General features: G+C 37.7%; 21 protein-coding genes. 7 read left to right on the top strand and 14 right to left on the bottom strand.

Translation table 11 applies throughout. From position 1 onward, the window contains the following. Positions 1-27: 27 nt before the first annotated feature. A complete protein-coding gene (locus tag EWM59_RS06785; RefSeq protein WP_130020190.1) occupies positions 28-1,497 on the top strand; it encodes a sodium:solute symporter in 1,470 nt (489 codons plus the stop codon). A 93-nt stretch (positions 1,498-1,590) separates the two neighbouring features. Here EWM59_RS06785 and EWM59_RS06780 read toward each other — a convergent pair whose 3' ends face one another. Then, the gene (locus EWM59_RS06780) at positions 1,591-2,844 is read right to left on the bottom strand and encodes a nucleoside permease (protein ID WP_130020189.1); all 1,254 of its coding nucleotides are present in this window, start codon (positions 2,842-2,844) and stop codon (positions 1,591-1,593) included. Between the two features lie 671 nt (positions 2,845-3,515). Here EWM59_RS06780 and EWM59_RS06775 point away from each other — a divergent pair. Continuing rightward, entirely contained in the window at positions 3,516-4,031 is a 516-nt protein-coding gene (locus EWM59_RS06775; protein ID WP_130020188.1) for a hypothetical protein, read from the top strand. A 38-nt stretch (positions 4,032-4,069) separates the two neighbouring features. Here EWM59_RS06775 and EWM59_RS06770 read toward each other — a convergent pair whose 3' ends face one another. The 4 genes from EWM59_RS06770 to EWM59_RS06755 form a co-directional block, all read right to left on the bottom strand. Further along, on the bottom strand, positions 4,070-7,696 hold the full coding sequence (locus EWM59_RS06770) for an ABC transporter permease/M1 family aminopeptidase (protein WP_130020187.1): 3,627 nt from the start codon (positions 7,694-7,696) through the stop codon (positions 4,070-4,072). 20 nt (positions 7,697-7,716) lie between these two features. Then, on the bottom strand, positions 7,717-8,583 hold the full coding sequence (locus EWM59_RS06765) for an ABC transporter ATP-binding protein (RefSeq protein ID WP_130020186.1): 867 nt from the start codon (positions 8,581-8,583) through the stop codon (positions 7,717-7,719). Positions 8,584-8,737: 154 nt separating this feature from the next. After that, positions 8,738-9,991: a glucuronyl esterase domain-containing protein gene (locus EWM59_RS06760; RefSeq protein ID WP_130020185.1), complete on the bottom strand. Its 1,254-nt coding sequence runs from the start codon at positions 9,989-9,991 to the stop codon at positions 8,738-8,740. Between the two features lie 53 nt (positions 9,992-10,044). After that, on the bottom strand, positions 10,045-11,418 hold the full coding sequence (locus tag EWM59_RS06755; RefSeq protein WP_130020184.1) for an aminopeptidase P family protein: 1,374 nt from the start codon (positions 11,416-11,418) through the stop codon (positions 10,045-10,047). A 328-nt stretch (positions 11,419-11,746) separates the two neighbouring features. Here EWM59_RS06755 and EWM59_RS06750 point away from each other — a divergent pair, with 328 nt between their 5' ends. Further along, positions 11,747-12,253, top strand: coding sequence for a GbsR/MarR family transcriptional regulator (locus tag EWM59_RS06750; RefSeq protein ID WP_165372125.1), 507 nt, complete (start codon positions 11,747-11,749; stop codon positions 12,251-12,253). Between the two features lie 83 nt (positions 12,254-12,336). Here EWM59_RS06750 and glmS read toward each other — a convergent pair whose 3' ends face one another. From glmS to EWM59_RS06705, 9 genes are all read right to left on the bottom strand, one after another. Continuing rightward, positions 12,337-14,175, bottom strand: a complete 1,839-nt coding sequence (gene glmS / locus EWM59_RS06745) for a glutamine--fructose-6-phosphate transaminase (isomerizing) (RefSeq protein WP_130020182.1) — start codon at positions 14,173-14,175, stop codon at positions 12,337-12,339. 185 nt (positions 14,176-14,360) lie between these two features. Further along, entirely contained in the window at positions 14,361-15,716 is a 1,356-nt protein-coding gene (locus EWM59_RS06740; protein ID WP_165372124.1) for a DUF4270 family protein, read from the bottom strand. A gap of 25 nt (positions 15,717-15,741) precedes the next feature. Next, positions 15,742-16,551: a glycogen/starch synthase gene (locus EWM59_RS06735; RefSeq protein WP_130020180.1), complete on the bottom strand. Its 810-nt coding sequence runs from the start codon at positions 16,549-16,551 to the stop codon at positions 15,742-15,744. Between the two features lie 204 nt (positions 16,552-16,755). After that, entirely contained in the window at positions 16,756-17,571 is an 816-nt protein-coding gene (locus EWM59_RS06730; protein ID WP_130020179.1) for a glutaminyl-peptide cyclotransferase, read from the bottom strand. Positions 17,572-17,653: 82 nt separating this feature from the next. Next, a complete protein-coding gene (locus EWM59_RS06725) occupies positions 17,654-18,292 on the bottom strand; it encodes an alpha/beta hydrolase (RefSeq protein WP_130020178.1) in 639 nt (212 codons plus the stop codon). Positions 18,293-18,313: 21 nt separating this feature from the next. After that, on the bottom strand, positions 18,314-19,252 hold the full coding sequence (locus EWM59_RS06720) for a ring-cleaving dioxygenase (protein ID WP_130020177.1): 939 nt from the start codon (positions 19,250-19,252) through the stop codon (positions 18,314-18,316). 155 nt (positions 19,253-19,407) lie between these two features. Beyond that, a complete protein-coding gene (locus EWM59_RS06715; RefSeq protein WP_262709172.1) occupies positions 19,408-20,271 on the bottom strand; it encodes a transglutaminase domain-containing protein in 864 nt (287 codons plus the stop codon). A gap of 370 nt (positions 20,272-20,641) precedes the next feature. Next, the gene (locus EWM59_RS06710) at positions 20,642-21,220 is read right to left on the bottom strand and encodes a Crp/Fnr family transcriptional regulator (RefSeq protein WP_130020175.1); all 579 of its coding nucleotides are present in this window, start codon (positions 21,218-21,220) and stop codon (positions 20,642-20,644) included. Between the two features lie 30 nt (positions 21,221-21,250). Beyond that, positions 21,251-22,021, bottom strand: a complete 771-nt coding sequence (locus tag EWM59_RS06705) for a M15 family metallopeptidase (protein ID WP_130020174.1) — start codon at positions 22,019-22,021, stop codon at positions 21,251-21,253. 106 nt (positions 22,022-22,127) lie between these two features. Here EWM59_RS06705 and EWM59_RS06700 point away from each other — a divergent pair, with 106 nt between their 5' ends. From EWM59_RS06700 to EWM59_RS06690, 4 genes are read left to right on the top strand one after another with little or no spacing between them, the layout of a single operon-like run. Continuing rightward, positions 22,128-23,363, top strand: coding sequence for a spore maturation protein (locus EWM59_RS06700; protein ID WP_130020173.1), 1,236 nt, complete (start codon positions 22,128-22,130; stop codon positions 23,361-23,363). 4 nt (positions 23,364-23,367) lie between these two features. Continuing rightward, positions 23,368-23,541: a hypothetical protein gene (locus tag EWM59_RS27590; RefSeq protein WP_165372123.1), complete on the top strand. Its 174-nt coding sequence runs from the start codon at positions 23,368-23,370 to the stop codon at positions 23,539-23,541. Continuing rightward, on the top strand, positions 23,541-25,328 hold the full coding sequence (locus tag EWM59_RS06695) for a sensor histidine kinase (RefSeq protein ID WP_165372122.1): 1,788 nt from the start codon (positions 23,541-23,543) through the stop codon (positions 25,326-25,328). The genes EWM59_RS27590 and EWM59_RS06695 overlap by 1 nt, the downstream gene beginning before the upstream one ends. Continuing rightward, complete coding sequence (locus tag EWM59_RS06690; RefSeq protein ID WP_130020171.1) at positions 25,325-25,969, top strand: response regulator; 645 nt, start codon at positions 25,325-25,327, stop codon at positions 25,967-25,969. The genes EWM59_RS06695 and EWM59_RS06690 overlap by 4 nt, the downstream gene beginning before the upstream one ends. Positions 25,970-25,999 lie beyond the last annotated feature (30 nt).

The raw sequence follows: 25,999 nt of genomic DNA, 5'->3' as shown, positions 1-25,999 counted from the left end.
GAAACAAACTAATAAACCCAAGCATCAATGAGTTCTACGCTTGCCCTGACCATTCTTGTCATTTATTTTTTAGTGCTGATTGCCATTTCTATTTATACTGCCAAAGGAGCCGACACTAATACTTTTTTTACTGCCAACCGCCAATCACCCTGGTATCTGGTGGCATTCGGTATGATAGGAACATCAATTTCGGGTGTAACGTTCGTTTCGGTACCGGGTGCTGTTGGTAAAATACAGTTCTCTTATTTTCAGGTTGTGTTAGGTTATGCCGTAGGTTATTGGGTAATTGCTACGATACTGATGCCCATGTACTACAAGCTAAATCTGATTTCTATTTATGGGTATCTTGAAAAACGTTTCGGGTTCTGGTCTTATAAAACAGGTTCGGCTTTTTTCCTGCTTTCTCGTACGGTAGGTTCTGCCGTAAGAATGTACGTAGCCGTGCAGGTATTACAATTAGCTATTTTTGAAGACTTAGGTGTGCCTTTTGAACTAACGGTGCTGATTGCTATGGCGCTTATCTTTGTCTATACTTTTAAGGGCGGGGTAAAAACAATTATTATTACTGATACCTTACAAACATTCTTTTTGCTGACAGCACTTGTTATGACTATCTATCTGATTGGCAAACAATTGAATCTTTCAGCAGGTGAGGTATTGACCACAGTTACCGAAAGCCCATACTCAAAGATTTTTGTATGGGATTGGGCGAATAAGCACCATTTCTTAAAGGATTTCTTATCAGGCGCATTTATTGCCATGACCATGACCGGGCTTGACCAGGATTTGATGCAGAAAAATCTTACCTGTAAAAGCATTGGCGAGGCACAGAAAAATATGTTCTGGTTTTATGTAGTACTGGTATTTGTGAACCTGCTTTTTCTGAGTTTGGGAGTATTGTTGTATGTGTATTCAGAACAAATGGGTTTCCCTATCCCTGCCAAAACAGATGATTTATATCCGGCTCTGGCATTAGGTAATCATTTTGGTACACTGGCTGCCGTTACATTCCTGTTGGGTATCACTGCGGCTACCTATGCCAGTTCTGACTCTGCTCTTACTGCCCTTACTACCTCTTTCTGCGTAGACTTTCTGCAATTTGAAAACCGCTCAGAAAAAGAAAGACAAAAACTCAAACACTGGACACACATTGGCTTTACAGGTGTATTTATTCTGGTAATTATCATCTTCAGAGCATTAAATAATCAGGAAGTAATCTCGGCAGTATTTAATATTGCAGGCTACACTTATGGACCTTTGTTGGGGCTGTTTGCCTTTGGCTTGTACCTGAAACGTCCGGTCGTTGATAAATACGTTCCGTTTATTTGTATTGCTTCACCAATCTTAACTTATTACATTGAAAAAATAAGCCTTAGCTACTTTTCATTTGAATTTGGTTTCTCAAAACTGATGCTGAATGGGTTTATTACTTTTGTAGGCTTGTGGATATTTTCGAGTAATAAAAGCCAGAAGGTAAAGGAGAAAGTATTAGCTTAAGATTGTCACAGTTGCAGTTTTAGTGAAGCAATAAACAGAAAGCGAGATATGGCAATCCACATCTCGCTTTTTTATGCAAATTAATAGAACGTATTAATGTTTCGGAACTACCAGGTTGTTTTCGTGTTTGTGTTTAAATAGTATGGCAAAAAGTATAGCTACTACTAAAGAATAACCCGCAAATGTTAGCCAGATACCTTCCCATTGTTTGGTGCCATCGGCAAGCGTGAAATATTTCTGAATAATAACACCACTGATTAAACTCCCTGAAACTGCTCCAAACCCATTAACCATCATCATAAACAAGCCTTGTGCACTGGCCCGTATTTTATGGTCGGTATGCGTTTCGATAAACAATGAACCTGAAATATTGAAGAAATCGAAGGCCATTCCATACACAATACAAGATAGGATAATCATCCACAAACCACTTCCCGGATTTCCATAGGCAAACAAACCAAAACGCAATACCCAGGCAATCATACTAAAAAGCATTACCTGCTTGATACCAAACCTCTTTAAAAAGAAAGGAATAGCTAGAATAAACAGGGTTTCAGAGATTTGTGAGATAGACATGATAATAGCCGGATACTTAACGGCTATTGTATCTTTATAGGCATCTACAGTGGCAAAATCATGTAAGAAAGTATCACCGTAAGCATTGGTTAATTGTAATGCAGCTCCTAAAAACATAGAGAAGATAAAAAACAAGGCAATTTTACTGTCTTTAAAGAGAAGAAAAGCATTCAGACCCAATAACTCGCCAAAAGTCTTTTTATCGGTTCCCTTTGCTAAAGGTGGACAATTAGGCAAGGTAAATGAATAAATAGCCAATATTATAGCTGCTCCCGCAGCGATATAAAACTGATTAGCCGAAGTCTCGTTGTGTGTAAGACTAATTACCCAAAGAGCTACTACAAAACCAACCGTACCCCATACCCTGATAGGAGGGAAATCATCGACTATATCAGTTTGAGTTCTGGTTAAGATAGTATAGGCAATAGAATTGGAGAGTGCTAAAGTGGGCATATAAAAGATAACTACCAACAAAATAACCCAAAAGAAATCACCAGGATTGTTTACCTCAGGAATATAGATTAGTGCCGCTGCACCTAATAAATGCAGAATAGCATATAATTTTTCGGCACTAACCCATTTGTCTGCAATGATGCCTGTTAGGGTAGGCATAAATAAAGAAGCGATACCCATCGTAGAAAAAATTGCTCCGAACTCTGCACCTGACCAGCCTTTATTCTGAAACCAGTAAGCCCCTATGGTAAGGAGCCAGCAAGCCCATATAAAAAACTGCAGGAAATTCATGATGATAAGCCTGAACCTGATACTCATTTTAAAATTGTTTTTAGTTTTGTTAAGTTAATTGATAGAGAATAAGAATTGCCTATAAATAAGTTATGATAAAGTGTTTCGATTATTTTTATTTCTAAACGAGCAAAGCAAATCTTAATTATTTAAAATAGACACCAAGAGGGGATAGATTGCAATAAAAACCAGTGCTTACCGTTTTGTAACCAACAATCTTTCGATAAAATGCTGATAGAAGGTCTCTTTTTAAGGCGAGAAAGATTTTGATCATTTCTTTGATAGATTCCATGTAGGGTTTAGGGATATTTAATAATTTTTAATACAGTTTATTGATAATGTGTACCTAATAATACTTATTTTGTGAATATTTTTAAGAGTTCAGCCGTGAATTAAGCAAATTTTCTTGAATTGAACACATTTTAGTATGTTTTTATCTTAGAGCATGTTTAAAAATTAGTGTTCGACCTGCAAAGGCATCTTTTTCAGCTATACTGCGTTACATTTTTTCGATGTAGCTGCCGGCTACATCTGCAAAATGTGCCTTGTCTATCTAAAAAATCTGCTCTTTTCGGCCAGAATAATAAAATTTAAACATACTCTCACTTTAAATGAAAGTTATTCCTAATTAATCAGTGAAATATTTCCTATCCATTATATTTGTTTTGCTATTTCTTAGTAATAGCCAGGGACAGCTTATGTATCGTACCCGATATACATCAGCACTGATGGTCGAAACTTTCGCATCAAGTCCTATTATATCTATTAATTATGAATATCTTCCGGTTCGTTGGCGAACCAGTTTTATGAGTCTTAGAGGTGGTATTGGCTTCCTGCCAGGTGGGGGAGTGAACGAATTTAATATCAATAATGGAGGCGGAGCCTCATTTCCTGTAACAGCTACTTATAACTTGCTTCTCAATAACCTGCGTAAACGTATTTTTAATAGGGTTTATGTCAAATGCAAATCTGCCCCATCAAGAATTGCTTCTGAATTGTTTGGTGAAACAGGTCTTGGTTATACTTTCGGTGCTTATCCTAACGGAGATATCAGGCACAACAGCTATTTTATTCTGGGTATAAGACAACAAGTAATTTTTGATATTCCGCCGCATCCGAGAGTTCTATTTCTAAGAGCCAATGTAACACCCTCTTATTCATTGGGCGTATTTGAATTAAGAGGAGGAGTCAGCTTAGGGGTTTCTCTTAAATAAAAAAGAGGACTAATTTCTGTTAGTCCTCTTTCTTATTTTTAAATCCCTTCACTTTCTTCGGCCGCTTTGGTGTTATCTTCTGCGTGTCGGTCAATCAGTTTATTAATTGGGTCAATGCCTGCTTTTTTAGGCTCTTCTTTTACTATAATCGTAAAAGTATTGTTCTTTTGGGTAACCTTGTGTTTTTTCAGGTATAATAGCTTATCATCGCCGTTTTTATCTGTTCCATATACCCCTACATCAATCCAGTCGTTAATCGCAATCGGGGCTTCATTTCCCGAACTATCGGCTCTGAATTTTTCGTTGGTAGTAGTTATTTTAACTTCAAAAGTTTTGTCTTTCAATGGTTTATATGCTACTTTCTCCACCTTATTCTCAAATAAAGTAATGGTCTCAAACATATCGGTAATGATATTTTTGAGAGAGTCAGGTGTTTGGGCTTTAAAGTATTTCAATAAATCATTACTGGTCGGATACCTTTTGTTTTTTGAGTCCGGCCCCGGATACTGCCAGTCGGCAAGGAAGTTTCTTAAAGCTAAGTTTACTTTTTCTTCACCAATATAATCCTGTAAGGCAAACATTACCAATGAGCCTTTCTGGTAGTGAATATAACCCTGACCTTCCACCATATTCAATGGTTGTTCTTTTTTACGTTCAGTAGCACGACCCTGCAAATACCTGTTCAGCTCATATTTCAGGAATTTCTGCATCATTTCAGGTGTAACCGCATGTTTCATTACCATTAAGGCAGAGTATTGCGCCTGTGTTTCTGAAAGCATGGCATTACCCTTTACATTGGCCTCTGCTACCTGATGCCCCCACCATTGATGCCCCAACTCGTGGGCCGTAACATAATAAGGCATATCTATATCTTCTTTCGGGTCAGCTACTTTCTGAATAAAGCCGATTCCTTCTGAAAACGGAACAGTATTGGCGAATGATTGTGCAAATTCAGCGTATCGTGGGAACTCCATAATACGCATCTGGCGGTACTGATAAGGCGTAAAATTTTTAGAAAAATAATCAAATGAGGCTTTCATAGAGGCCATCATTTTATCTAAATTATATTCATGCCCTTTGTTGTAATAAATCTCCAGGTTTACATCTTTCCACTTATCTTTTTTAACCTCATATTTAGCCGAAACTATTGAATAAAAATTACACATAGATACATCCATTTTATAGTGGAAATACTTGCGATTGTTTTCATCCCATGTTTTTTGAAGATAACCCGGTGCAATGGCAGTCTGGTCTTTGTCTGTACCAATAACCATTTCAAAACGGATATAATCGGCATCATCACCAAATAAACTCTGAGATAAGCCCACCGGATTATTCTGCTCCATCATGCGTTCTTTTTCAGGTAATTTTTTCTTGCGACGGGTATCATCATCATTGATTTCGTAGCTATTATTATAACCGATAGTCGGGAAGTACATATTATTAAAGAAAGTCCCATTATAGACTACATCTGTATTGCCTCCTGTGGCTACAAAGCCTTTTGTTTCAAATTGGGTCTTAAATGACATCTTAACCGAATCGTCGGGGGCTAAAGGTTTATTGAGCGTATAAATGATATAGCCAAACTTACTGTGAGCTTTATTTTCTTTGGCACCATTATCAAACTTCAGATAATCGATTTTCATCTTGTGTTCCATATCATTCTGAATATGAACATCAGCTAAGGGTTTTTCTGTCTTGTTTTTAAGCCAGAAGTAGCCCTCGGCTGTAAAATTGCGGGTTTGCGGGTAAATCTCTACTTTCAGGTTTACGTCAATGATTTTTGGCTGAGGCAGATGCTCAAATTTCTTGAGTGCCTTTTCATAAGCCACTTGTTTATCTTCGCCCTCTTCACGGGTTTCATATTCATTCAGTCGATTGGTATTATAAAATACATAACATCCTGCGGCGATAAACGCTATAAACGAGAAAATACCAATAGTAAGAATCGGGCGGGTTAAACGCAGTTTGCCTACTCTCAAGCGCGTTTTCATGACCGCTTCTGAACCACGGACCGAAAAAACTACAGCGAGAATAAAAAGAAAAGCCACAAATGCGAGCCAATAGAATTTAAGCCATGAAAATCTGGTAATAAAATGCCCGTATTTATTCATATCGGAGTAATCGCGCAAACTGCCGCTGCCAAAAGAGAAGAGCGGATGTTGAATACCCGAAGCTCCCAAGAAAAAGGTAACCAGAAAAAACACGAACATCATGGCAAAACCTACAAACTTGTTATTGCCCATTACCTGCACAAAGAAAGACAATAAGGTATAAAGCACTAAGAAAATCAACGTATTGGTGAAAAGTGCCTTAAAGTATAGTGAGATTTCAAAATTAAAATAACCGTGACTTGCCTGAATGAGAATGCCTGATAGTATCAGAATAAGCAGCAAACTTATATAAATGATTAACAAACCAACGAATTTGGCAAAGAGATTTACCCAGTCGGGTACTGGCGTGGCATCTATGATAAGGTGCATATTGGTAACACGCTCTTTCCAGATAATTTCACCAGAATAGAAAACAACAATAATAAGAAAATAAAGGTCGAAGTTGTTTAATAATCCTATTACATTGGCCGTAATAGGATAGGAGCTTGTGCCGTACATTTCGTCAAAATAAAACGAACTGATAGTTAAGTCTGCCAGACCTACAAAGATGATAGCAATAAAAGGAATTTCCCGTACAATCATTTTGGTATAAAACACAGATTCTTTCCAGAGTTGTTTCAGGTTGGTACCAAATCCACTGAACTGATGAACTACCGGAATACGGATTGAGTCGGGTTGAAATGCTGACTTTTCTTCTTTAACTGCTTTTTTCTTAAACAAACTATTACGCACCACATTATAGCTGAAAGAAAAATAAGTGATGATAAGAATCAATAAGGCAAAACTGCACCAGATAACCCGATTCCATAACATTATACCCTCAAAGGGTACCAGCAATGCGTTTTTCTGTGCGGGTGTCCAGTATTCAGTATAAATCTGAAAAGTACGGTAACAGAAAGGGTCAAGTAAAGCTGCAACGGTTTTGTTTTCAATATCGCTTAGAATGGTATTGGTTATCTGATACAAAACAAACAATACTATACCTTGTGTATAAATAACAATGGTTGAACGGCTCAACGCTCCTGCGGCAAAAAAGATAGCACCCTGGATAAATATATTGGTTATACCCCAGTAAATGAAAGGTTGTAGAAATGACCAGGCATCGAAAGGAAGCATCTTTTTGCCTTCCCATGAGGGCTCCCAGGGCAGATATTCGCCAATGCTGAAGCCCAACATAAGGGCAAGCCAGATAGATGAATAAACCAGTACCATCACAATGAATGAACCTAAAAACCTCCCGATGAGGTAATCGAACTTACATACGGTTGTACTAAATACCAGTGACTCCATTTTATGTTCAAAATCTCTCAAAACTGCCACACCCATAATGGCCGAACAGATGAAAGTCATAAAAAAGGTCATGATGATGGTCATAGTGGTTAAAAAGAATGGTGAGTTCTCTTTAATCTGACCTCCGGCTACTCCTTCAAAACTCACGTATTTAGAGGTTGAGGCAGCAAAGCAGAGGATAAATAGAATTCCAAAATAAATATAGGTAGCAGGTCGGTTCTTTCTGTAAGAAAACTCAAACCTTAGTATTTCTTTTAACATGATGGTAAAAACGATAAGGTTTAAGCAAATATTTTTGAGAAATATACATCTTCTAAATCTCCCTCAACAGGCTCAAAAGTGCCATCAGGGTTGCTTTCGGCAAACACATGAATAATCGGGTTTCCGGCAATCAGTTTCTCAGATATTACCTTGAAATTGTTTTTATAATCGCTTAATTCGGCTTTGCTGATGCGTTTCTCCCATATTTTACCAACAATCGCATTCAGCGCTTCGTCAGGGCTTCCTTTAAAAAGCACTTCACCTTTGTTGAAAACGGCCATATCAGAGCATAACTCTTTTACATCATCTACAATATGAGTCGAAAGTATCACCACTGTATTTTCACCCAATTCAGATAACAGGTTCAGAAAACGGTTGCGTTCTGCAGGGTCAAGACCAGCCGTAGGTTCGTCCACAATGATTAGCTTCGGATTAGCTAATAATGCCTGAGCAATACCAAAACGCTGTTTCATACCACCAGAGTAGCCACCTAAATTTTTCTTACGAGCGCCCCAAAGGTTAGTTTTATGTAAGAGTGCTTCCACAACTGACTTACGTTCAGTAGTATTTGTGATGCCTTTTAGTACTGCCAGATGATTTAATAGAGTAATGGCATCTACTTTCGGATATACGCCAAATTCCTGTGGCAAATACCCCAGTGTTTTACGCACTTCTTCTTTCTGAGTCAGAACATTGATATTCCCAAGACTAATAGAACCGCTGTCAGGCTCTTGTAGGGTGGCAATGGTACGCATGAGCGAAGATTTTCCGGCACCGTTAGGGCCTAATAGTCCGAACATTCCCTGATTAATGGTAAGGTTGACATCTTTCAGGGCATGTACGCCATTGGAATACGTTTTGTTAAGATTAGAAATGGTGAGCTGCATAATGAAGTTAAGTGTTTAGATAGAGTATGATATAAACTTTAATAATACAGATAAATTGGTAAAACCCGTAAAAAAATATGACAAAAGGATATTATGAAGGATACTTAAACACTATCCTCTGTTTTGTGAATGTCTTGTTTAATACTCGTTATTTTTACTTGTTTACTACCTCTCTGGCAAATTTCAGGTATTGCTCCCAGTCATAGGCGTTCATGTCATGTTTGCCTGACCGATAATGATAACGTATATGGTCGCCCACAGGCTGATTGACTGGGGGATGTTTATCGGCTCCCAAGCCTTTTTTGCTATATAATGCAAAAACAGGTTCGGCATTTTTCAGAGAAAGAAACTGTCCGTTAGGGTCTGCCCATTGGTCGCCTTCTGCACTTGTTACATACACAGGCCGAGGGGCAATTAAACCAAATAACTGATGCTGGTCGAAAGGAAGTGATGAAATATTGTTGCTGTAAGTTTTGTATTTGCCCGAAAACCAATGAGGGAATTTATCATTAATGATTTCGTGCGTTTCGCCATACCAGCGTCTTTTCAAAGCTGCACCTCCTTCGCCCGATTCATTAGAGATAAATGCCGCAAAACGCTGGTCTTGTGCTGCTGCCCAGAAAGCCGCTTTCCCTAATCTTGAATGACCCAACACAATGGCCTTTTTGCTGTTTACATCGGTATCGGTTTGTAAATAATCTAACATTCGGCTCAGTTGCCATGCCCATGCACCCATAGCACTCCATTTCTGGCTGTCGGTCCTCCCGATTGCACCTCTCAAGCCTGATTTCCAGCCTTCGGCATGGTCAGGTTCTATGTCTCCATAATAGGCGGTAGCCATCGCAAATCCCTGGTCAATCATCATTTCGGCAGGCCAGCTTTCTACTACTGCCTTCCCTCTTGATGCCTCTAAGGCCCGATTATCTTTTACCCTTTCAGGGTTTTTCTGAAAGTCAACCATCCAGTTTTGAGTAAGAAGTACAGCAGGGTCATTGCCAAGAGAATGATTGCCTTCAAAATTTAACCCTACAAATACAGGAGGTTTGGCTACGTTTTTAGGAATATAAAGAAGCATATTAATGCCGCTTAATTGCGGATAATCATCAAAAGTAATCAATACCTGTTTGCGAATAGCTTTTCCGCCCAACGCATCGTTTTTTGTTTCAAGTACTTTGTAATGTTGTCTGGTTGAAATAGTTGGGGTAACGCCATAAACATTTTCGGCAAATAACTGAAGCAATGCCGAACGGTTGGCTTCCCACTGTTTAGGAGTAGTAATTTTTTTGCCATCAACTCCTGTAAGAATATCAGGTAGGGTATAAGGAGGTATTTTAGCCTCATCATAATTAACATTCTGAGCAACCATGCATTGTGAGATAAGGGATAGAATAAAGATGAGTTTTTTCATAGTAGGTATAAAAAATAAGGCATATCTCCTGAAAAAATATGCCTTAATGAACACTAATTTTTTAAATCTTCTACTTCTTCAATGGTCTTAGGAATAGGCTTGCCTAATGTTTTTTGTCCATCGGCGGTTATGAGACAATTATCCTCTATACGCACACCGCCGAAGTCTCTGTATGTCTCTAATTTCTCATAATTGATGAAATCGGTGAATTTTTTTTCAGATTTCCATTTGTCAATTAGTTCAGGTATAAAATAGAGGCCCGGCTCTACCGTAATTACGTATCCTTCTTCTAATTCTTTAGCCATTCTGAGCGATTTTAATCCTAATTGAGTACTTCTTTCTAACCCGTCTCTGTAGCCCACATAGTTTTCGCCCAAATCTTCCATATCATGTACATCTAAACCTATAGCATGGCCTAAGCCATGTGGCATAAACAGCCCTTGTACACCCTCGTTAAGCATTTCATCAACATTGCCTTTTACAAAGCCCAAATCGCTTAATCCTTCTAATAAAACTCTATTAGCTAATAAATGGACTTCTTTATACTGAATACCCGGTTTCAGGGCTTCAATAGACGCCAGTTGCATTTTAAGAACTATATTATAAATGTCTTTTTGCTTTTCAGTAAATTTTTTGCTCACCGGAATTGTACGGGTAATATCTCCTGCGTAAAACATACTGTTTTCTGCCCCTGAATCATTCAGGGCTAATCTACCCTCGGTCATGGTATTGCCATGATAATGGTTATGAAGCGTTTGCCCGTTTACACTGAAGATAATAGGGTAAGCTAACTCACCACCGAACTCAAGGGCTTTCCCGTGAATAATTGCGGCTATTTCATACTCTTTTCTTCCTGCTTTGGTCTCACGCATGGCTGCTATGTGCATTTCACGACAAATATTGACAGCTTCTTCCATTTGCACAATTTCCTCTGCCGATTTATAGGCACGTTGTGCAATAATGGCATGAATAAGGTCAACTGAAGCTTTTTCTTTTAGCTGATTTACGGGGATACTCAACCATTCGCTCAGTTTGAACTTGTTTTCATAACGGTAAGGCGGTGTAAAGTGTACTTTCTTCGCTTTCGCTAATTTATCGGCTAATTTTGCATAAGCTTCAGTACGATAAACTCCCACTTTGCGGGCTTGGTCGGCTAAAGTAGGTTGTGGCCCGACCCAGATAATATCGTCCATTGAGAATTCATCGCCGAAAATAATTTCCTCTCCCGAGTCCACATCTATCACTGCGGCCAGATTGGCAAGGCTGATACCGAAGTAATATAAAAAATTACTATCCTGCCGATAACGATAGGTATTATCGTGGTAATTCATAGGGGCTTCTTCGTTGCCCATAATTAAAATCAATCCACTTCCGACATGGCGTTTCAGGGCATTGCGTCTTTCGATATAGGTCTGTGTAGAGAACATTTTTTGCTGATTTTTTAGGATACGAAATAAGCGAAATTACACTATATTTTATACGATTCAGACTCAATAATTTAGGAGATAAAGGTTTGTATTCCGGTATTTAAGTATAGATTTCTCCCGAACTAATGAGTGTTGGGTAATATTCTACTCAAAAGTTGGAACTGTTTAATTTTGTAAATAGTTGCTAATCAATTAGTTATGAAAATATAAAGTTTGGTTTGGTTTTTGTGTTATTTTTTTCAAAATATTTTGAAAATTCAAAATTGTTATTTTACTTTGAGTCAATAACGCTTACGTGCAAATATATAAAATTAAAAAAATGGTTACTATGGAGTTAAAAGAAGCAAAGGATAAGTTTATCCATACATGGGGTACGCTTGCCACTCAGTGGGGGATTAACCGCACGATGGCACAGATACACTCATTGCTTTTGCTTTCACCCAAGTCTATGAATGCCGACGAAATTATGGCAGATTTACAGATTTCAAGGGGGAATGTAAACATGAACCTCCGCGATTTGATGGATTGGGGCTTAATTTACAAGCAACTACTTCCCGGAGAGCGGAAAGAGTACTTTATTGCAGAAAAAGACATTTGGAAAGTCGCAAAGCAGATTGCTAAAGAGCGACGACGCCGAGAAATCGGACCACTTATTGATGCTATGGCAGATTTGAAAGAAGGTATTAAGCCTGATACTGCCGAGAAAGAAGAGTTTTTGAAAATTGTGAATGATATTAGTACAGTAACAGTGTTTGCTGATACTACCCTTACCTCATTATTAAAAGCAGATGAAAACTGGCTGATAAGCAATTTTATCAAGGTATTTAACAGATAGTTTGCCGAGCCCTATTTTTCTGAAGTTTTTGCAAAGAAGCAGTAATCGATAAAAGATTACTGCTTCTTATATAATATACCAACTTACTCTACAGTTACCGACTTGGCCAGGTTGCGGGGCTGGTCAACATTTCTGCCTCTCATAACGGCTATATAGTAAGAAATCAACTGCAATGGAATAGAAGTGATTAGCGGAAGCAACAAATCGTTGGTTCTTGGTACTTCTATCACGAAATCTACCATTTTTGGAATCAGCGTGTCGCCTTCCGTAACAATCGCAATTACACGGCCTTTACGGGCTTTTACTTCCTGAATATTTGAGACAATTTTCTCGTAAGAATTATCTTTAGTCGCAATAAATACCACAGGCATATCTTCATCAATCAAGGCAATAGGGCCATGTTTCATTTCAGCGGCAGGGTATCCCTCGGCATGAATATACGAAATCTCTTTTAACTTTAATGCACCTTCCAAAGCTACAGGAAAATTCAGCCCACGACCTAAGAAGATAAAGTTAGAGGCAAACGTAAACAGCTTGGATATATCTTTTATCTTATCGGCACTTTTCAGGATTTTTTCAACCTTTGCCGGAATGGCTTCTAAGCCAAAAAGCAACTCACGGTATAAATCCTGGCTGATAGTGCCTTTTTTATGCGCTGTGGCGATGGCAATCAGGCTTAGTACGGTTACCTGTGCTGTAAAGGCTTTAGTACTGGCTACGCCGATTTCCGGGCCTGCATGGGTATAAACCCCTGCATGTGTAATACGGGCAATTGAAGACCCTACTACATTACAAACACCTAAAATAATAGCTCCTTTTGATTTGGCTAATTCTAATGCTGCCATGGTATCGGCAGTTTCGCCCGATTGCGAAATGGCTATTACTATATCTCCTTCTTTGATAATTGGATTTCTGTAACGGAATTCAGACGCATATTCAACTTCTACATTGACACGGGCCAATTCTTCAAAAAGGTATTCACCTACCAAACCAGCGTGCCACGAAGTTCCGCAGGCCACTATTACAATTCTATCTGTTTTAGCTATTTTGTCTAAATAATCTCTCAGACCACCCAATTGTAAACTTGCATTTTCAAGATTGATACGTCCTCTCATGGAATCGGCAATTGAACGGGGTTGCTCAAAGATTTCTTTCAGCATAAAGTGGTCGTATCCGCCTTTCTCAATGGCTTCCAGTTCCAGTTCAACGGTTTCTACATAAGGCGCAATATCTTCGTTGGCTAAGTTTTTAATGATTAGCTCATTGTCTTTGACAATGGCAATTTCGTAATCGTCGAGATAAACTACTTCTTTGGTATATTCAATGATAGGTGTAGCATCAGAAGCAAAGAAAAATTCATCTTCACCAACGCCAATTACCAAAGGGCTACCTTTACGGGCTGCGATTAACTGTGTAGGGTTTTCTTCGTCAATAATCACAATGGCATAAGCACCTACAATTTCATGAAGTGCAATTCTGACTGCTTCTTCCAGATTGCAAAACATATTGGTCTGAATATCTTCAATGAATTTAATCAATACCTCTGTATCTGTTGCACTTTCAAAAGCATAGCCTTTATTGATCAGGCTTTGTTTGATAGAGGCATAGTTTTCAATAATTCCATTGTGGATAATAGCTAATTTCTTGTTGGTTGAATAATGCGGGTGGGCATTAATATCGTTTGGCTCTCCGTGAGTAGCCCAACGGGTATGACCAATGCCTATACGGGCTAAGAGTTCCTTGTCTTTTAACTCATTCTCTAAATCTGAAACTTTGCCCTTTTTCTTATAGACTTTAAGGCCGTGACCATTTAACAAGGCTATACCTGCACTGTCGTACCCACGATATTCTAATCTTTTAAGCCCTTTGATAATAAGAGGAGCAGCTTCCCGATGCCCGACGTATGCAACAATTCCGCACATAGTTTTTAAAAAGTTTTTAAGTAGAATGTTAGTTTTCTGTAAATAAAGAAGTTTTTAATTAAAAAAGTCCAATTTATGAACTCATAATCATTCAAATTTATGAAAAAAATACAATATAAAAATAAAAAAGAGGAGATTTCGGTCTCCTCTTTTATTATATGATTTTATCCTTTAAATATAGTATTTTATCTTTTACCTGAGTAATAGACATTCAGCTTAATGTTTTTGAATACCGCCCTTGATACATTATTGTTATAAATAAGTATCGTAGTAGCTCCGGTAGAACTGGTGCTGATTATACTTGGCACAAGCGCAATGCCATCGGTAGTTTTCCGCTTGTTTATAATATCCTGAATATACGAAGTAAAATTAAACTTGTAATTGTTGTTAGTAGTGCTGTAGTCTGATACATATTGTACACCAGAAGCAACATCAAGCGCAACAAAATCTTCTATATTATTGGTTTTCTTCAAGCGGTTATCTTTTCCTATTTCAACCAGTGCAATCTGGGCAGGTGGCTTGAAATTGCCAGTAATCTGGTCTAAATCGGGCTCAAGAATTAACTCCGCTTTGTTAATAGCAACATTATTACTACCCGTTTTCAGGAGGTTTTCCAGGGTTGGGAAAGTCATTTTGGTGGTAATACCAGCCCCTGTCTGCATATAGGTTTTATTACCGGTAGCCGACGCCGGAATTGATTGAAACATCTTGAGGTCTTGCAAAACAGTACCTTGTCTGTTGCTTTTAATCTCACTAAAACGCTCACCGAGGAATGTTAATGGAAGGCTTTTGGCTACGGTATCTCCAGGCGCATGGTAATAAACAACCGGGTAGCTGGTGCCAGCCGTGAGCGAAAGACCATACACAGTTTCGGCACTCTGATTAACTGTAAAGGCAAATCCTTTTACGGCTGCTGTAAATTTATCAATATCCCGGCTTTCGGCTTTGTTGGCAAGTGCAAACAACTCCTGACCTACTGTCTGAGGCATTTTAAATTTAATCAAACTATCTGTTGTACTTACAGTCGCACGCTTGAAGTCTTTATAGGTAAGTACCTGGCTGGCTAAAGGAGTAGCATTATAAGCCAGTGAATTATCGTTAAGGTATTTTTTGCCTTTAACAAAATCTTCTGTTAAGCGATGAATATTCAATGTAACAGGTTTAGTAGAGTCTCCATAAGAAAAACCGTTATGTACTACATATACATACATTGAATCATATACGGCTGTCAATGAATCGGCAGTGGCTACGGCAAAAGGATAATAAGAACCATTGGTTCCGTCATAAGGAAGTGTTACCTGTGCAAATACTGTAGCTGATACATCGCCGAAAACTGGGTCTTTATAGTGTCCGACAAGTGCACCTGTTTGTTCAGAGGTAACGGTAGAGTCGAGCATAACGGTTGCTCTTTCCACAGTAAGTGTGTCTGTAAATGTGGTAGAAAACTGTCCTCCGGTAGTGGGTGTGTCAACGGCAATATTAATAGGGTCTTCACACGAGAAAAAGAAAGCGGAAAGTAGCATCAGGGCTACATTCCGCATCTTATGTGTGAAATTCCGGCTATTTTTAAGGAACGAGTTCTGTATAAAGATTAAAGTACGTTTCTGTAACGTCGTTGTCTTCAATACCTGCTTCAATTTTGTTAGCTTTAATTTCATTCAATAATGTACTTAATTTTTCATTCATATCCTCGTTAGCTTTTACTACCGAGTCGGCATATTGACAACCTATTTTGATGAATCCTTCAAAGTCCGCCGAACGCAAATGGGCTAATGCCTCGTCTGAGACGTCCATCGCTTTTGCTTTTTCAAGAATATCCTCGTCGAACTTGTGCTCAAAAGCGTTATTATAAATAGTAAAAACTGATTTTGTATCTTTGAAAACAGGGTCGTTTTTATAAGTTGTTTTGAGATACAGCGGAATTAGAGCAGTCATCCAATCAGTGCAATGTACGATGTCTGGAGCCCAACCAAGTTTCTTCACAGTTTCCAGAACTCCCTTACAGAAAAAGATAGTTCTTTCGTCATTGTCATCGTAGAAACTTCCCTCTTTATCTAAGAAAACGTATTTCCTGTTGAAATAGTCTTCATTGTCTAAAAAATAAACCTGCAATTTTGCACTCGGGATAGAAGCCACTTTAATAATAAGAGGTTTTTCATCTTCTCCGACTGAAATATTTATTCCTGATAGTCTTACCACTTCGTGGAGGCGGTTTTTACGCTCATTGATTGAGCCAAAACGAGGAATCAGGATTCGGATTTCCATGCCTTTTTCTTGCATGGCTTGCGGAAGTTTACGAAGAAATTCTGCTACTTCTGAAACTTGCAGGAAGGGATTTATTTCACTTGCAACGTACAGAATACGGAGTTTACGCATATCGATAAAAATAATTTATTTGGGAGTGTCTTCCAAAAAAGTATGCAAAGATACGAAAAAAACTAATAATTTGTATTAAAATCTTTCAAAAACAAATCATTGCCCTCAATAAATCTCTATAATATTCCGATTGATAAACGCAAAAGGCTTCTTTCCACAGTTTTCGTTAGTACCAGTCTTTCCTGCTACCTGACATTTGTTTTTTTAATAACTAAAATCTATTTCATACACTTTGGGCCACATTTTTCCGGTAACATAAACTTTATTGCTTGTTGAATCGAAAGCAATGCCATTCATTTCCAAAGACTTGGCATATTGGGTTCTGGCGTCTGTTGCCAGTGTGCCAAGATCTAATTTAGCTACTACATTGCCCGTAGCAGGGTCAATCTTTATAATTTCATTGGTTTGCCAGATATTGGCATAAATAAAGCCTTTGATGTATTCTAATTCGTTAATCTGCTCTTTGGCATAACCATTTTCTCTTACCGGAAGGGTTTTAATAACAGCCAAAGTAGTAGGGTCTAAATAAGTAAGGTTATAAGTGCCATCGCTCATAATCAAAGATTTGCCGTCGGTAGTCAATCCCCAGCCTTCATTATTGTTAAAACTAAAATCCTGTATCTTTTTGAAAGTTTTTAAATCATATACAAAACCTTTTTTCGATTTCCAGGTAAGTTGATAGATTTTGTCATTCAGAATGGCAATGCCCTCACCAAAGTATTGTGATTTATCAAGTGTAACTTTTGTGTTTAGTTTTCCTGTCTTTAAATCAAGAATCCCGATAACAGACGAAGTTTCAGTCAGTTGGTCAGGAGAACCAGTACTTTCAAATACCTGATTATTATGTACTAAAAGCCCCTCGGTAAAAGCGGTGGTGTCGTGAGGAAAAGAATTAACTAATTTAAAAGGAATGGAAGGCGTGGTTGAGGTTTTATCAGTAGTATCACCTGATTTTTCGGTGTTATTACACGAAAAAAGGATAATAACCAGCATATAAGCCCCGAATAGTTTTTTTATCATAATGGGTTTAAGGAATCTTTCCGCAAATCTAAAAAAACTATTTCAACTCGATGCTATATTCTGGCTATTATCCCTTGGCTTTTTAACGATTATTAACAAAGTGTTGTTTGTACCACTCAATCGATAGTTGCAAATCTTCTCTGGTTAGATTATGGCCGGTTGATAGACTGTAATTGGCTACGTCAAACCCTGCATTTTTTAGAATACCTATATATTTTACAGTATCAGACGGGTAAATGGTCGGGTCAGCCATGCCATTACTCATAAATATGGGAGTATTACTGCTGTTTTTTAAGTCATCTTTTATGTTCTTAAAGGGCTGCATTGGTCGGTATAAGATAGCTCCTGCCAGAAAATCAGGGTACAAAACCAAGGTACTGCCTGCAATATTAGCCCCATTCGAATAGCCCAAAGCAATAATCTTTGTAGTATCGAAGCCTTCTTTTTCAGCCAAAATTTTGATAAAATCAACCATTTCGTGTGTACGAAAGGTTAAATTCTGTTCATCGAATATGCCCATGCCTAAGCGTTTAAAAAAACGAGGCATTCCATTTTCTGATACATTTCCTCTAAGGCTCAGAATGTTGAAATCATTCCCGAATTCTTTGGCAATAGGCAGTAGGTCATTTTCGTCGCCACCTGTGCCATGCAGAAGCAAAAGGGTATTTGCTCCTGCATGATTGCTTGGCTGATAAATATATTTTAATGCTTGAAAATCCATGATACATTATCAGTTTTTAAATCAGTCTAATTTTACCAGATGTTCTTCTATCTGTTTTCTACGTGGCTCGTATTGTGCTGGTAGTTTCAGGTTAGTACCTAATTCTTCCAATGGCTCATCTACGGTAAATCCTGGATTATCAGTGGCAATTTCAAATAATACGCCACCCGGTTCTCTGAAATACAACGAATGGAAATAATTACGGTCTATCTGCGGCGTAATATGAAACCCTAATTTCTCGATTTTATCATGAAACTCCATTTGAGTAGCATCATCTTTTACTCTGAACGCAATATGGTGAACTGTACCACCGGCGCCTAATCCTCTTGCTTCGTTTGGTAACTCTACCAAATCAATAATATTGGCAGTGGTTACGGCATCAGTCGCATAGCGGTAACGATTTGCTTCTTGTCCGATTAATTTATAACCAAATATCTCTGTCAATACCATTGCAGTTGGTTTGATGTCGTTAAGCGTGATGGTTGTATTATAGAAACCTCTGGTAGCTACTTCAGCTTTTACTTCACCTGTTTCATAAGGCTTTCTGGTATCAGGGGTTTTAGGTACAATCAATTCTAATTTCAAACCATCAGGGTCTAAGAAAGTCAGGTATTTCTCGCCAAACCTTTCAGAAGGTTTGTTATAAATTACATTGTATTTTTTGAATCGATCTACCCAGAAATCCAGACTTCCTTCGGGTACTGCATACCCGATTTCGGTAGCCATACCTGCGCCACGTTTACCTTGTCTTACCGCACTGCCCCAAGGAAAGAAAGTAAGAATAGTACCGGGATTACCTTCTTCATCGCCAAAGTAAAAGTGATAAGTTTGAGGGTCGTCAAAATTTACGGTTCTTTTAATGAAACGTAAGCCTAATACTTTTGTATAAAAGTTGAAATTGCGTTTGGCATCACCAGCAATGGCTGTAATGTGGTGGATACCTAAGGTTTTATTTTCCATTGTCATAATATTTTAAAATTCAAAAATGCTTTGTCTCAAATCTCAACTTAGTTGTTGTTGATTTAATGATACAAAGTTGCGCCCTTGAAAATTCAAAAACATTGAACTATGACAAGAAATGAAGAATGTGAAAAAAAAGTAGTACCGGGTGGGTATTACTTTTTACTGGCGGTTTTCTTTTGGTAAGGTTCTAACTCTTTGATAGTCTCCTTTAATGAGTTCCGTTCATACACCAGAAAATGATTTATTCTGTTGGTTTCTTCTTTTGAATATGATATCGTTCCAGCTATTATGGAGTTGAATTTACTCGGGTATTGAACTTCTGATAACTTTTGACCATGATAATTAAATTTTGTCACATAAGATTCGATTCGTAAAAGTCGATCAAATAATTCTTTTTTTCTTGGCAATAGTTTTCTTGCCATTTCTTCAATATTCTTATTTCCTGAATTTAATTGTCTGTTAATGTTTAAATATTTAGCTATTTCTTCGTCCAAAAGTTGTGAAAAAAAAGAACAGTATTCATAGTGGGCTATATAAGCAAGCTCTTTATTTTGAATAACTCTATTCAGGCTGGCAAGGAAATTTTTTTCTATGGCAATATTGTCATAATTTTTCAAAGAGTCAATATAATTAAAAGCAATATCTCCGGTATTTGAATTGAAGGTAAAAGCGTTCCAGTCTTTCAATGAGATAATTGAGGGTCTGAGTTGCCATAGTGGATCAATTGGAAAATGGAGAGTCAGAAAAATTTTAGGATCACCCATTAAGTAAACATATCTGGATTTCTGTTCAGTTTTATAGCCTGTATGATAAATATCCGAATCACATGAGGGGTCAGCAATGTACCATTTATTATGTAGTTTAAATGCTACCCAGGTATGATTTGGTTTCTGAATTTGAGTACTATCAATGCGACCAAACCCTTTTACAACAGCATTCTGTATGCCTATGTGGTTACACATAGAGGAAAATAAATGAGCATAGCCAAAATCAATTGTTTTCTTTTTCGCAAGAATTTCAGCACAATCGTAAAGAATTTAGAAGAATTGAATTTATCCCAAAACATAGAGTTTTGTGACTGCTTATATAATAAAGTATCGTAAGCAATATTTTCTATAATCCAGTCGTAGATAGCTAATAGCTTTAATGAATCGTTGGGAATTCCTTCAGTTAATCTAATAGCTATTTCTTTACTTAAGTGTGCATTACTAAAACCCTCAAGCGGTGAGTAGGGATTAATCTGTGCAAAAGATTGATAAGAAACAAAAAGGGTAAAAAAAGAATCAGAACAGATAGTTTGTTCATTGTTTGACGAGGTATAATTTTTAGTCTAAGCATAATTAAAAATCTGAAAAAACTTCAATAATTGGCAGCAAAACACTTGTTTTATTTCTTCGCCAGTTTAGTTCTAACCTTACTCAGAAACTCCGGCGAAAAGCCTAAATAAGAAGCAATATAATGTTGCGCTACTCTTTGTGGAATAGTTGGGTAGCGTTCTATAAAGTCAAGGTACTTTTCTACGGCAGTAGTAGCAATGGTCTGAAACAAACGTTCTTGCAATCGGGTAAGATTACGCTGTACCATTAACCTGAACATCCGCTCAAATTTGGGTACTTGCATCAGGAGCTTTTCTTTGGTTTCAGGCGTTAGTAGAAGCAACTCACAGTCTTCTAGGGTTTCAATAAACATACGGCTGGGCTTTTGCTCATGAAAACTGGCAATGTCGCTCACCCACCAGTTTTCAATGGCAAATTGCAAGGTTACTTCTGCACCCTTGTGGTCTATATAATAGGTACGGATACAGCCTTTTTTGATAAAGGCCTCAAACTTGCATATTTCTCCCTCTTGCAACAAAAAGGTTTTCTTAGTAATGGTTTTATATTGAAGCAATGAGTTGAAAAACTTTACCTCTTGTTCGTCGCAAAGTGTGTAACGTTTTATATAGGCGTTAATCTCTTCAAACATGAATGTTAGCTACTGTGGAAGATGAAAAACTTATTCTATAATCTTATATAATTCTTTGGCTTTTGCACGAGAGAGTGCATTAAAATGCCACCACTCACTGTCTATACGCATATAGCCTGCTTTTTCCATAGCATTGCGTAATACCAATCTATTGGCAATTTGTTCTTTGGTGAGTCTGCCTTCTTTCAACATCTGCTCTTCATAGATAGGGTAGGCTAAATCGCCGAAATAATCGTATTTAGTGCCCATATCTAATGGTTTTTGCGTTGTCAGGTCATAGACTGTCAAATCAACAGCCGAACCGAAATTGTGAATAGAGCCTTCTGCCGGATTGGCTACAAAGTCAGCCCTCTTTATTGGTGGAACAGTATCTAACAATGCCCAGAATTTATGTTGTACTGTTAAAGGACGTGAACTATCGTAAACCAGTAGTCTGTAGTTGGGATATTTGCTTTGGAGTATCTTACTGGCTTTGGCAAGCATTTCAGCAGGCTTTTGTTGCATGTAAGCACGTGTCAAGTCGCCATAAACATCTGTATGTACAAAATTATCAGTAGTCGAATATTTCAATTCTACCATGATTGTTGAGTCGATAGTCTGGATATTTACTAATCCCTGATCTATCATTCTTTGCTCTAATTCCGGAATTTTATTCTCATCAACTATAGTTACTGTATCCTTTTGAATCTGGGTTGAGTCTGCCGTCAGACTATCAGTATTTTCAGTTTTGGTTTGAGAAGTACAACTCGCTATTAGCTGTATAATAGTGAAGAATCCTAAAATTAGCTTTAGTTTTGTCATAGTAATGATTTGTTTGTGTAAATTTGATTTTTTGACAGAAAACCTATCAGATTAATATCGGTTTGTTCTATATTCCCGACAAATCTAACCCTAAAATCTCAAATTTATGGCATTAAACTACATTTGGGTAGCATTTTTTCTTATTGCATTTGTTATTGCGCTTATCAAACTCATTTTTACAGGCGATACTGAAATATTCAAGCTTGTAGTTGATGGTATGTTTGATTCTGCTAAACTGGCAGTAATGGATATAGCTTTGCCGCTGGCCGGGGTCATGACTTTTTTTCTGGGTATTCTGAAAGTAGGAGAGGAGGCAGGGGTTATCAGAAGAATGGCAAGAATCATCGGGCCGTTTTTCAGCAAGTTATTTCCGGAAGTACCCAAAGACCACCCTGCCAATGGACAAATGATTATGAATTTTTCGGCCAATATGTTAGGGTTAGATAATGCCGCTACACCATTTGGTTTAAAAGCCATGCAAAGCCTACAGGAGTTGAACCCTCATAAAGATACGGCCTCTAATGCCCAGATTATGTTTATGGTACTGCATAGTGCAGGCCCTGTACTAATACCTTTAAGTATAATGGCACAAAGAGCAATTTATAATGCTGCCGACCCCTCTGATATTTTTATCCCTGCGTTAATATCTGTTTATGTAGCTACCCTTACCGGAATGTTGTTTGTGGGTATTAAACAACGTATCAATTTCTTTGATAAAACCCTGCTATCATGGTTGTTGGGTGTTACGGCCTTTATCGGTTTTGTTATCTGGTATTTTGCGAGGTTGTCGAAAGAAGAAATTGAGACTACTTCTAAAGTAGTGAGTAATATGATACTGTTCATTTTTATTGTGGGCTTTATTGGGGGGGCTATGTATAAGAAAGTAGATGTATTTTCAGCCTTTATTGAAGGAGCCAAGAACGGATTCGAAACTTCAGTAAGAGTCATTCCTTATCTGGTAGGTATGCTGGTAGCCATCAGTGTTTTTCGTAATTGTGGGGCTTTAACTTATATAGTAGATGGTATGAAATGGGTATTCGGACTTACAGGTATCAATACTGATTTTACAGATGCTTTGCCAACTGCCTTAATGCACCCCTTAAGCGGCAGTGGGTCAAGAGCCATGATGATTGATGCCATGAAAACCTACGGTGCCGATTCTTTTGTAGGTCGGTTATCATGTGTTTTTCAGGCTTGTTCAGATACCATTCTTTACATATTAGCCTTGTATTTTGGCTCTGTTAGTATCAAGCATACACGCTATACTCTCGTAGCAGGTTTGTTAGCCGATTTCGCCGGAGTAGTTACGGCTATTATTGTATCCTATATATTCTTCTATTAATGTCATGAAGTTGCCAGTCATTTCAGGATTAGTTCAGTCAGATGGTCTGGTAAAAAAGGGTATTTATATTTTTATCATAAGCCTGCTGAGTTCCAGGCTTTTGGCACAAGATAGTACAGGTTTTGCCAGTATTAATTATGATGGTAACTGGCAAAAAAAAATATGCCTTTGGGGCTGATGTACCTGCTAGATAAAAGTAATGCCCTTACCATAGAGAAAATACTGGAGTTTCCTAAAAACTTTGTCTTTAAAAAAGCCAATGGCAATGCGCCTACTTTCTGGGCTAAGGGTAATGCTTACTGGTTTAAGTTCAGGCTGAAAAATACGACTAATATCAACCAGACTTTTGTGGTAGAATTGCCTACGCCTTTGTATGACGAAGGAAGATTTTATGCGGTTGAAGACAATAAAATATTAAATGTTCAGTATCTTTCATGGGATACCCCTCAGTTAGACAGACCTGTTAAGCATAGAAATTTTATTTTCCCTATAGCCCTGAAAGCCAATCAGGAAATTACCTGTTATATAAAACTCAGGAAAGAAGTAGGTTCGATATGGGTACCTATTACAGTATGGGAGAGAAATGCTTTTGATTATTACTATTATTCGGCTGACTATCATACCTGGGGATTTGTAATAGGTATATTGTTGTTTGTGGTTTTCTTCTCTTTTCTTCTGCTGTTTGCCTTTAAAGATATGCTCTATTTTTTTTATGGGCTATATGTATTAATGGCCATTGGGTTTATATGCACTTCTCAGGGATATTTTATCCGGTTTTATGTAGATGGCTCGTTTGGTGTATCCGGTAACCGGATGAGATATGTATGTTCGCTTCTGTTTCTAATATCCGGCTTATTATTTATCAGAAAGTACCTTCGCTGGGATTTGTTGAAAACATCATTTTTTAATTATATGACCTGGGCAGTAATTGGTATGCTTACCATTATGCTCTTGTTTTTATATGTTGACCACCTTTCGTTAAAGGATACACTTTTTCATTCGTACAGTGCTCTCATAAGTGGCATTTTAAGTGTGGTTTTTTGGTTTCCTACCTTATATGTGATTTTTGGAGCTATCTATTGTATTAGGATTCAACATTTTGCCAAAGAAGCTTTTTATTTTTTGCTGGCCAATTTACCTATCGCTACTATTGTATTTCACTCAGCTTTGAGTAATTATGAAATTATAAATGGAACCCGCCTGGTGGAAATAGAATATTTTGCGGGCGCATTTCTTTTAGAGATAGTTGTATTAATGGTTTTATTAGCCTACCGCTTAAAAGCTATGCAGGATACGGCTGAAAAACTTTTTATGGAAAAAACGCTGGCACAGCAGCAGCGGACAGAAGCTATTCTGGAAGCTGAAGACAGAGAAAGGGTAAGGATAGCACGTGATTTGCATGATGGAATAGGGCAGATGCTTGCTGCCGCAAGAATGGCATTAGGTAATTTTCTGGCCAAGAAAAAAGTAGAGAACGAACATATACAGAACTCTCTGGATTTATTAGAAGAAAGTATAAAGGAAATCAGGGAAATATCTCATAATATGATGCCTGGGGCATTAACCAAGTTAGGGTTATCGACGGCATTGAAACAATTTGTTAACAAAATCAATGCTTTAGGAGTTTTGCAGATAGAGTTACAGATTATAGGTATTAAAGAAAGATTGAGCGAAAAGATAGAGACCATGATGTACAGGATTGTGCAGGAGATTCTGAGTAATATTATCCGCCATGCAGAGGCAACCAAAGTGAGTATAGAACTAGTAAAACATGAGCATGAACTGGTGCTGGTTGTAGAAGATAATGGAAAAGGATTTGATACAAAAGATGCCAGAAATCATGGAATTGGAATTAAAAATGTGGCAACAAGAGTGGAATATTTAAATGGAAGTGTTAATTTTGATTCCGCAATCGGGAGAGGGACAAGTGTGATTGTTGAAATTCCCCTGATTAACTCTAAATGACTGCCACCAAACTCAAAATTTTAATTGTTGACGATCATCAAATTCTGATTGATGGAATTGAAGCCATGTTACAGGACGTTGACAATTTTGAAGTAGTTGGGAAGCTATTAGATGGCAAAATTGCCTTGTCGTATCTGGCGCATAATCCGGTAGATATTTTATTGACGGATTTGTATATGCCTAAAATGACAGGTATTGAACTGACACAGAGAGTAAAGAAAGAATTTCCTGAGGTAAAGGTACTGGCGCTGTCAGTTTCATATGATGTTTCAATCGTGCATGACCTTATGGACGCAGGTATATCGGGTTTTATTCTAAAGACCATCGGCAGAGGTGAGTTGATTGAAGCTATCAACGAGGTTTCTAAAGGAAATGTGTATTTTAGCAGAGAAGTTTCAAACGAAATTCTGAGGAGCCTTGCTAACAGAAATGATTCGGAAGAAGAAACCTATCGGCTGACAGACAGAGAAATTGAAATCCTGAAATTAATTGCACAAGAATTTTCGAATGCCGATATTGCGAAACAATTGTATATTTCGGAAAGAACGGTAGAGACACATAGAAAAAATATCTACCGTAAAACCAATACAAAAACCATTGTCGGCTTGATAAAATATGCTGTTGAAAGAAAATTAATTTAACCTAATACGTACTGGTACGGATAACATTTA

The organism is Emticicia agri (genome assembly GCF_004168285.1).
Lineage (GTDB): Bacteria > Bacteroidota > Bacteroidia > Cytophagales > Spirosomataceae > Emticicia > Emticicia agri.
The sequence above is the reverse complement of the archived record's forward strand: the minus strand, read 5'-3'. Positions and strand labels throughout refer to the sequence as shown.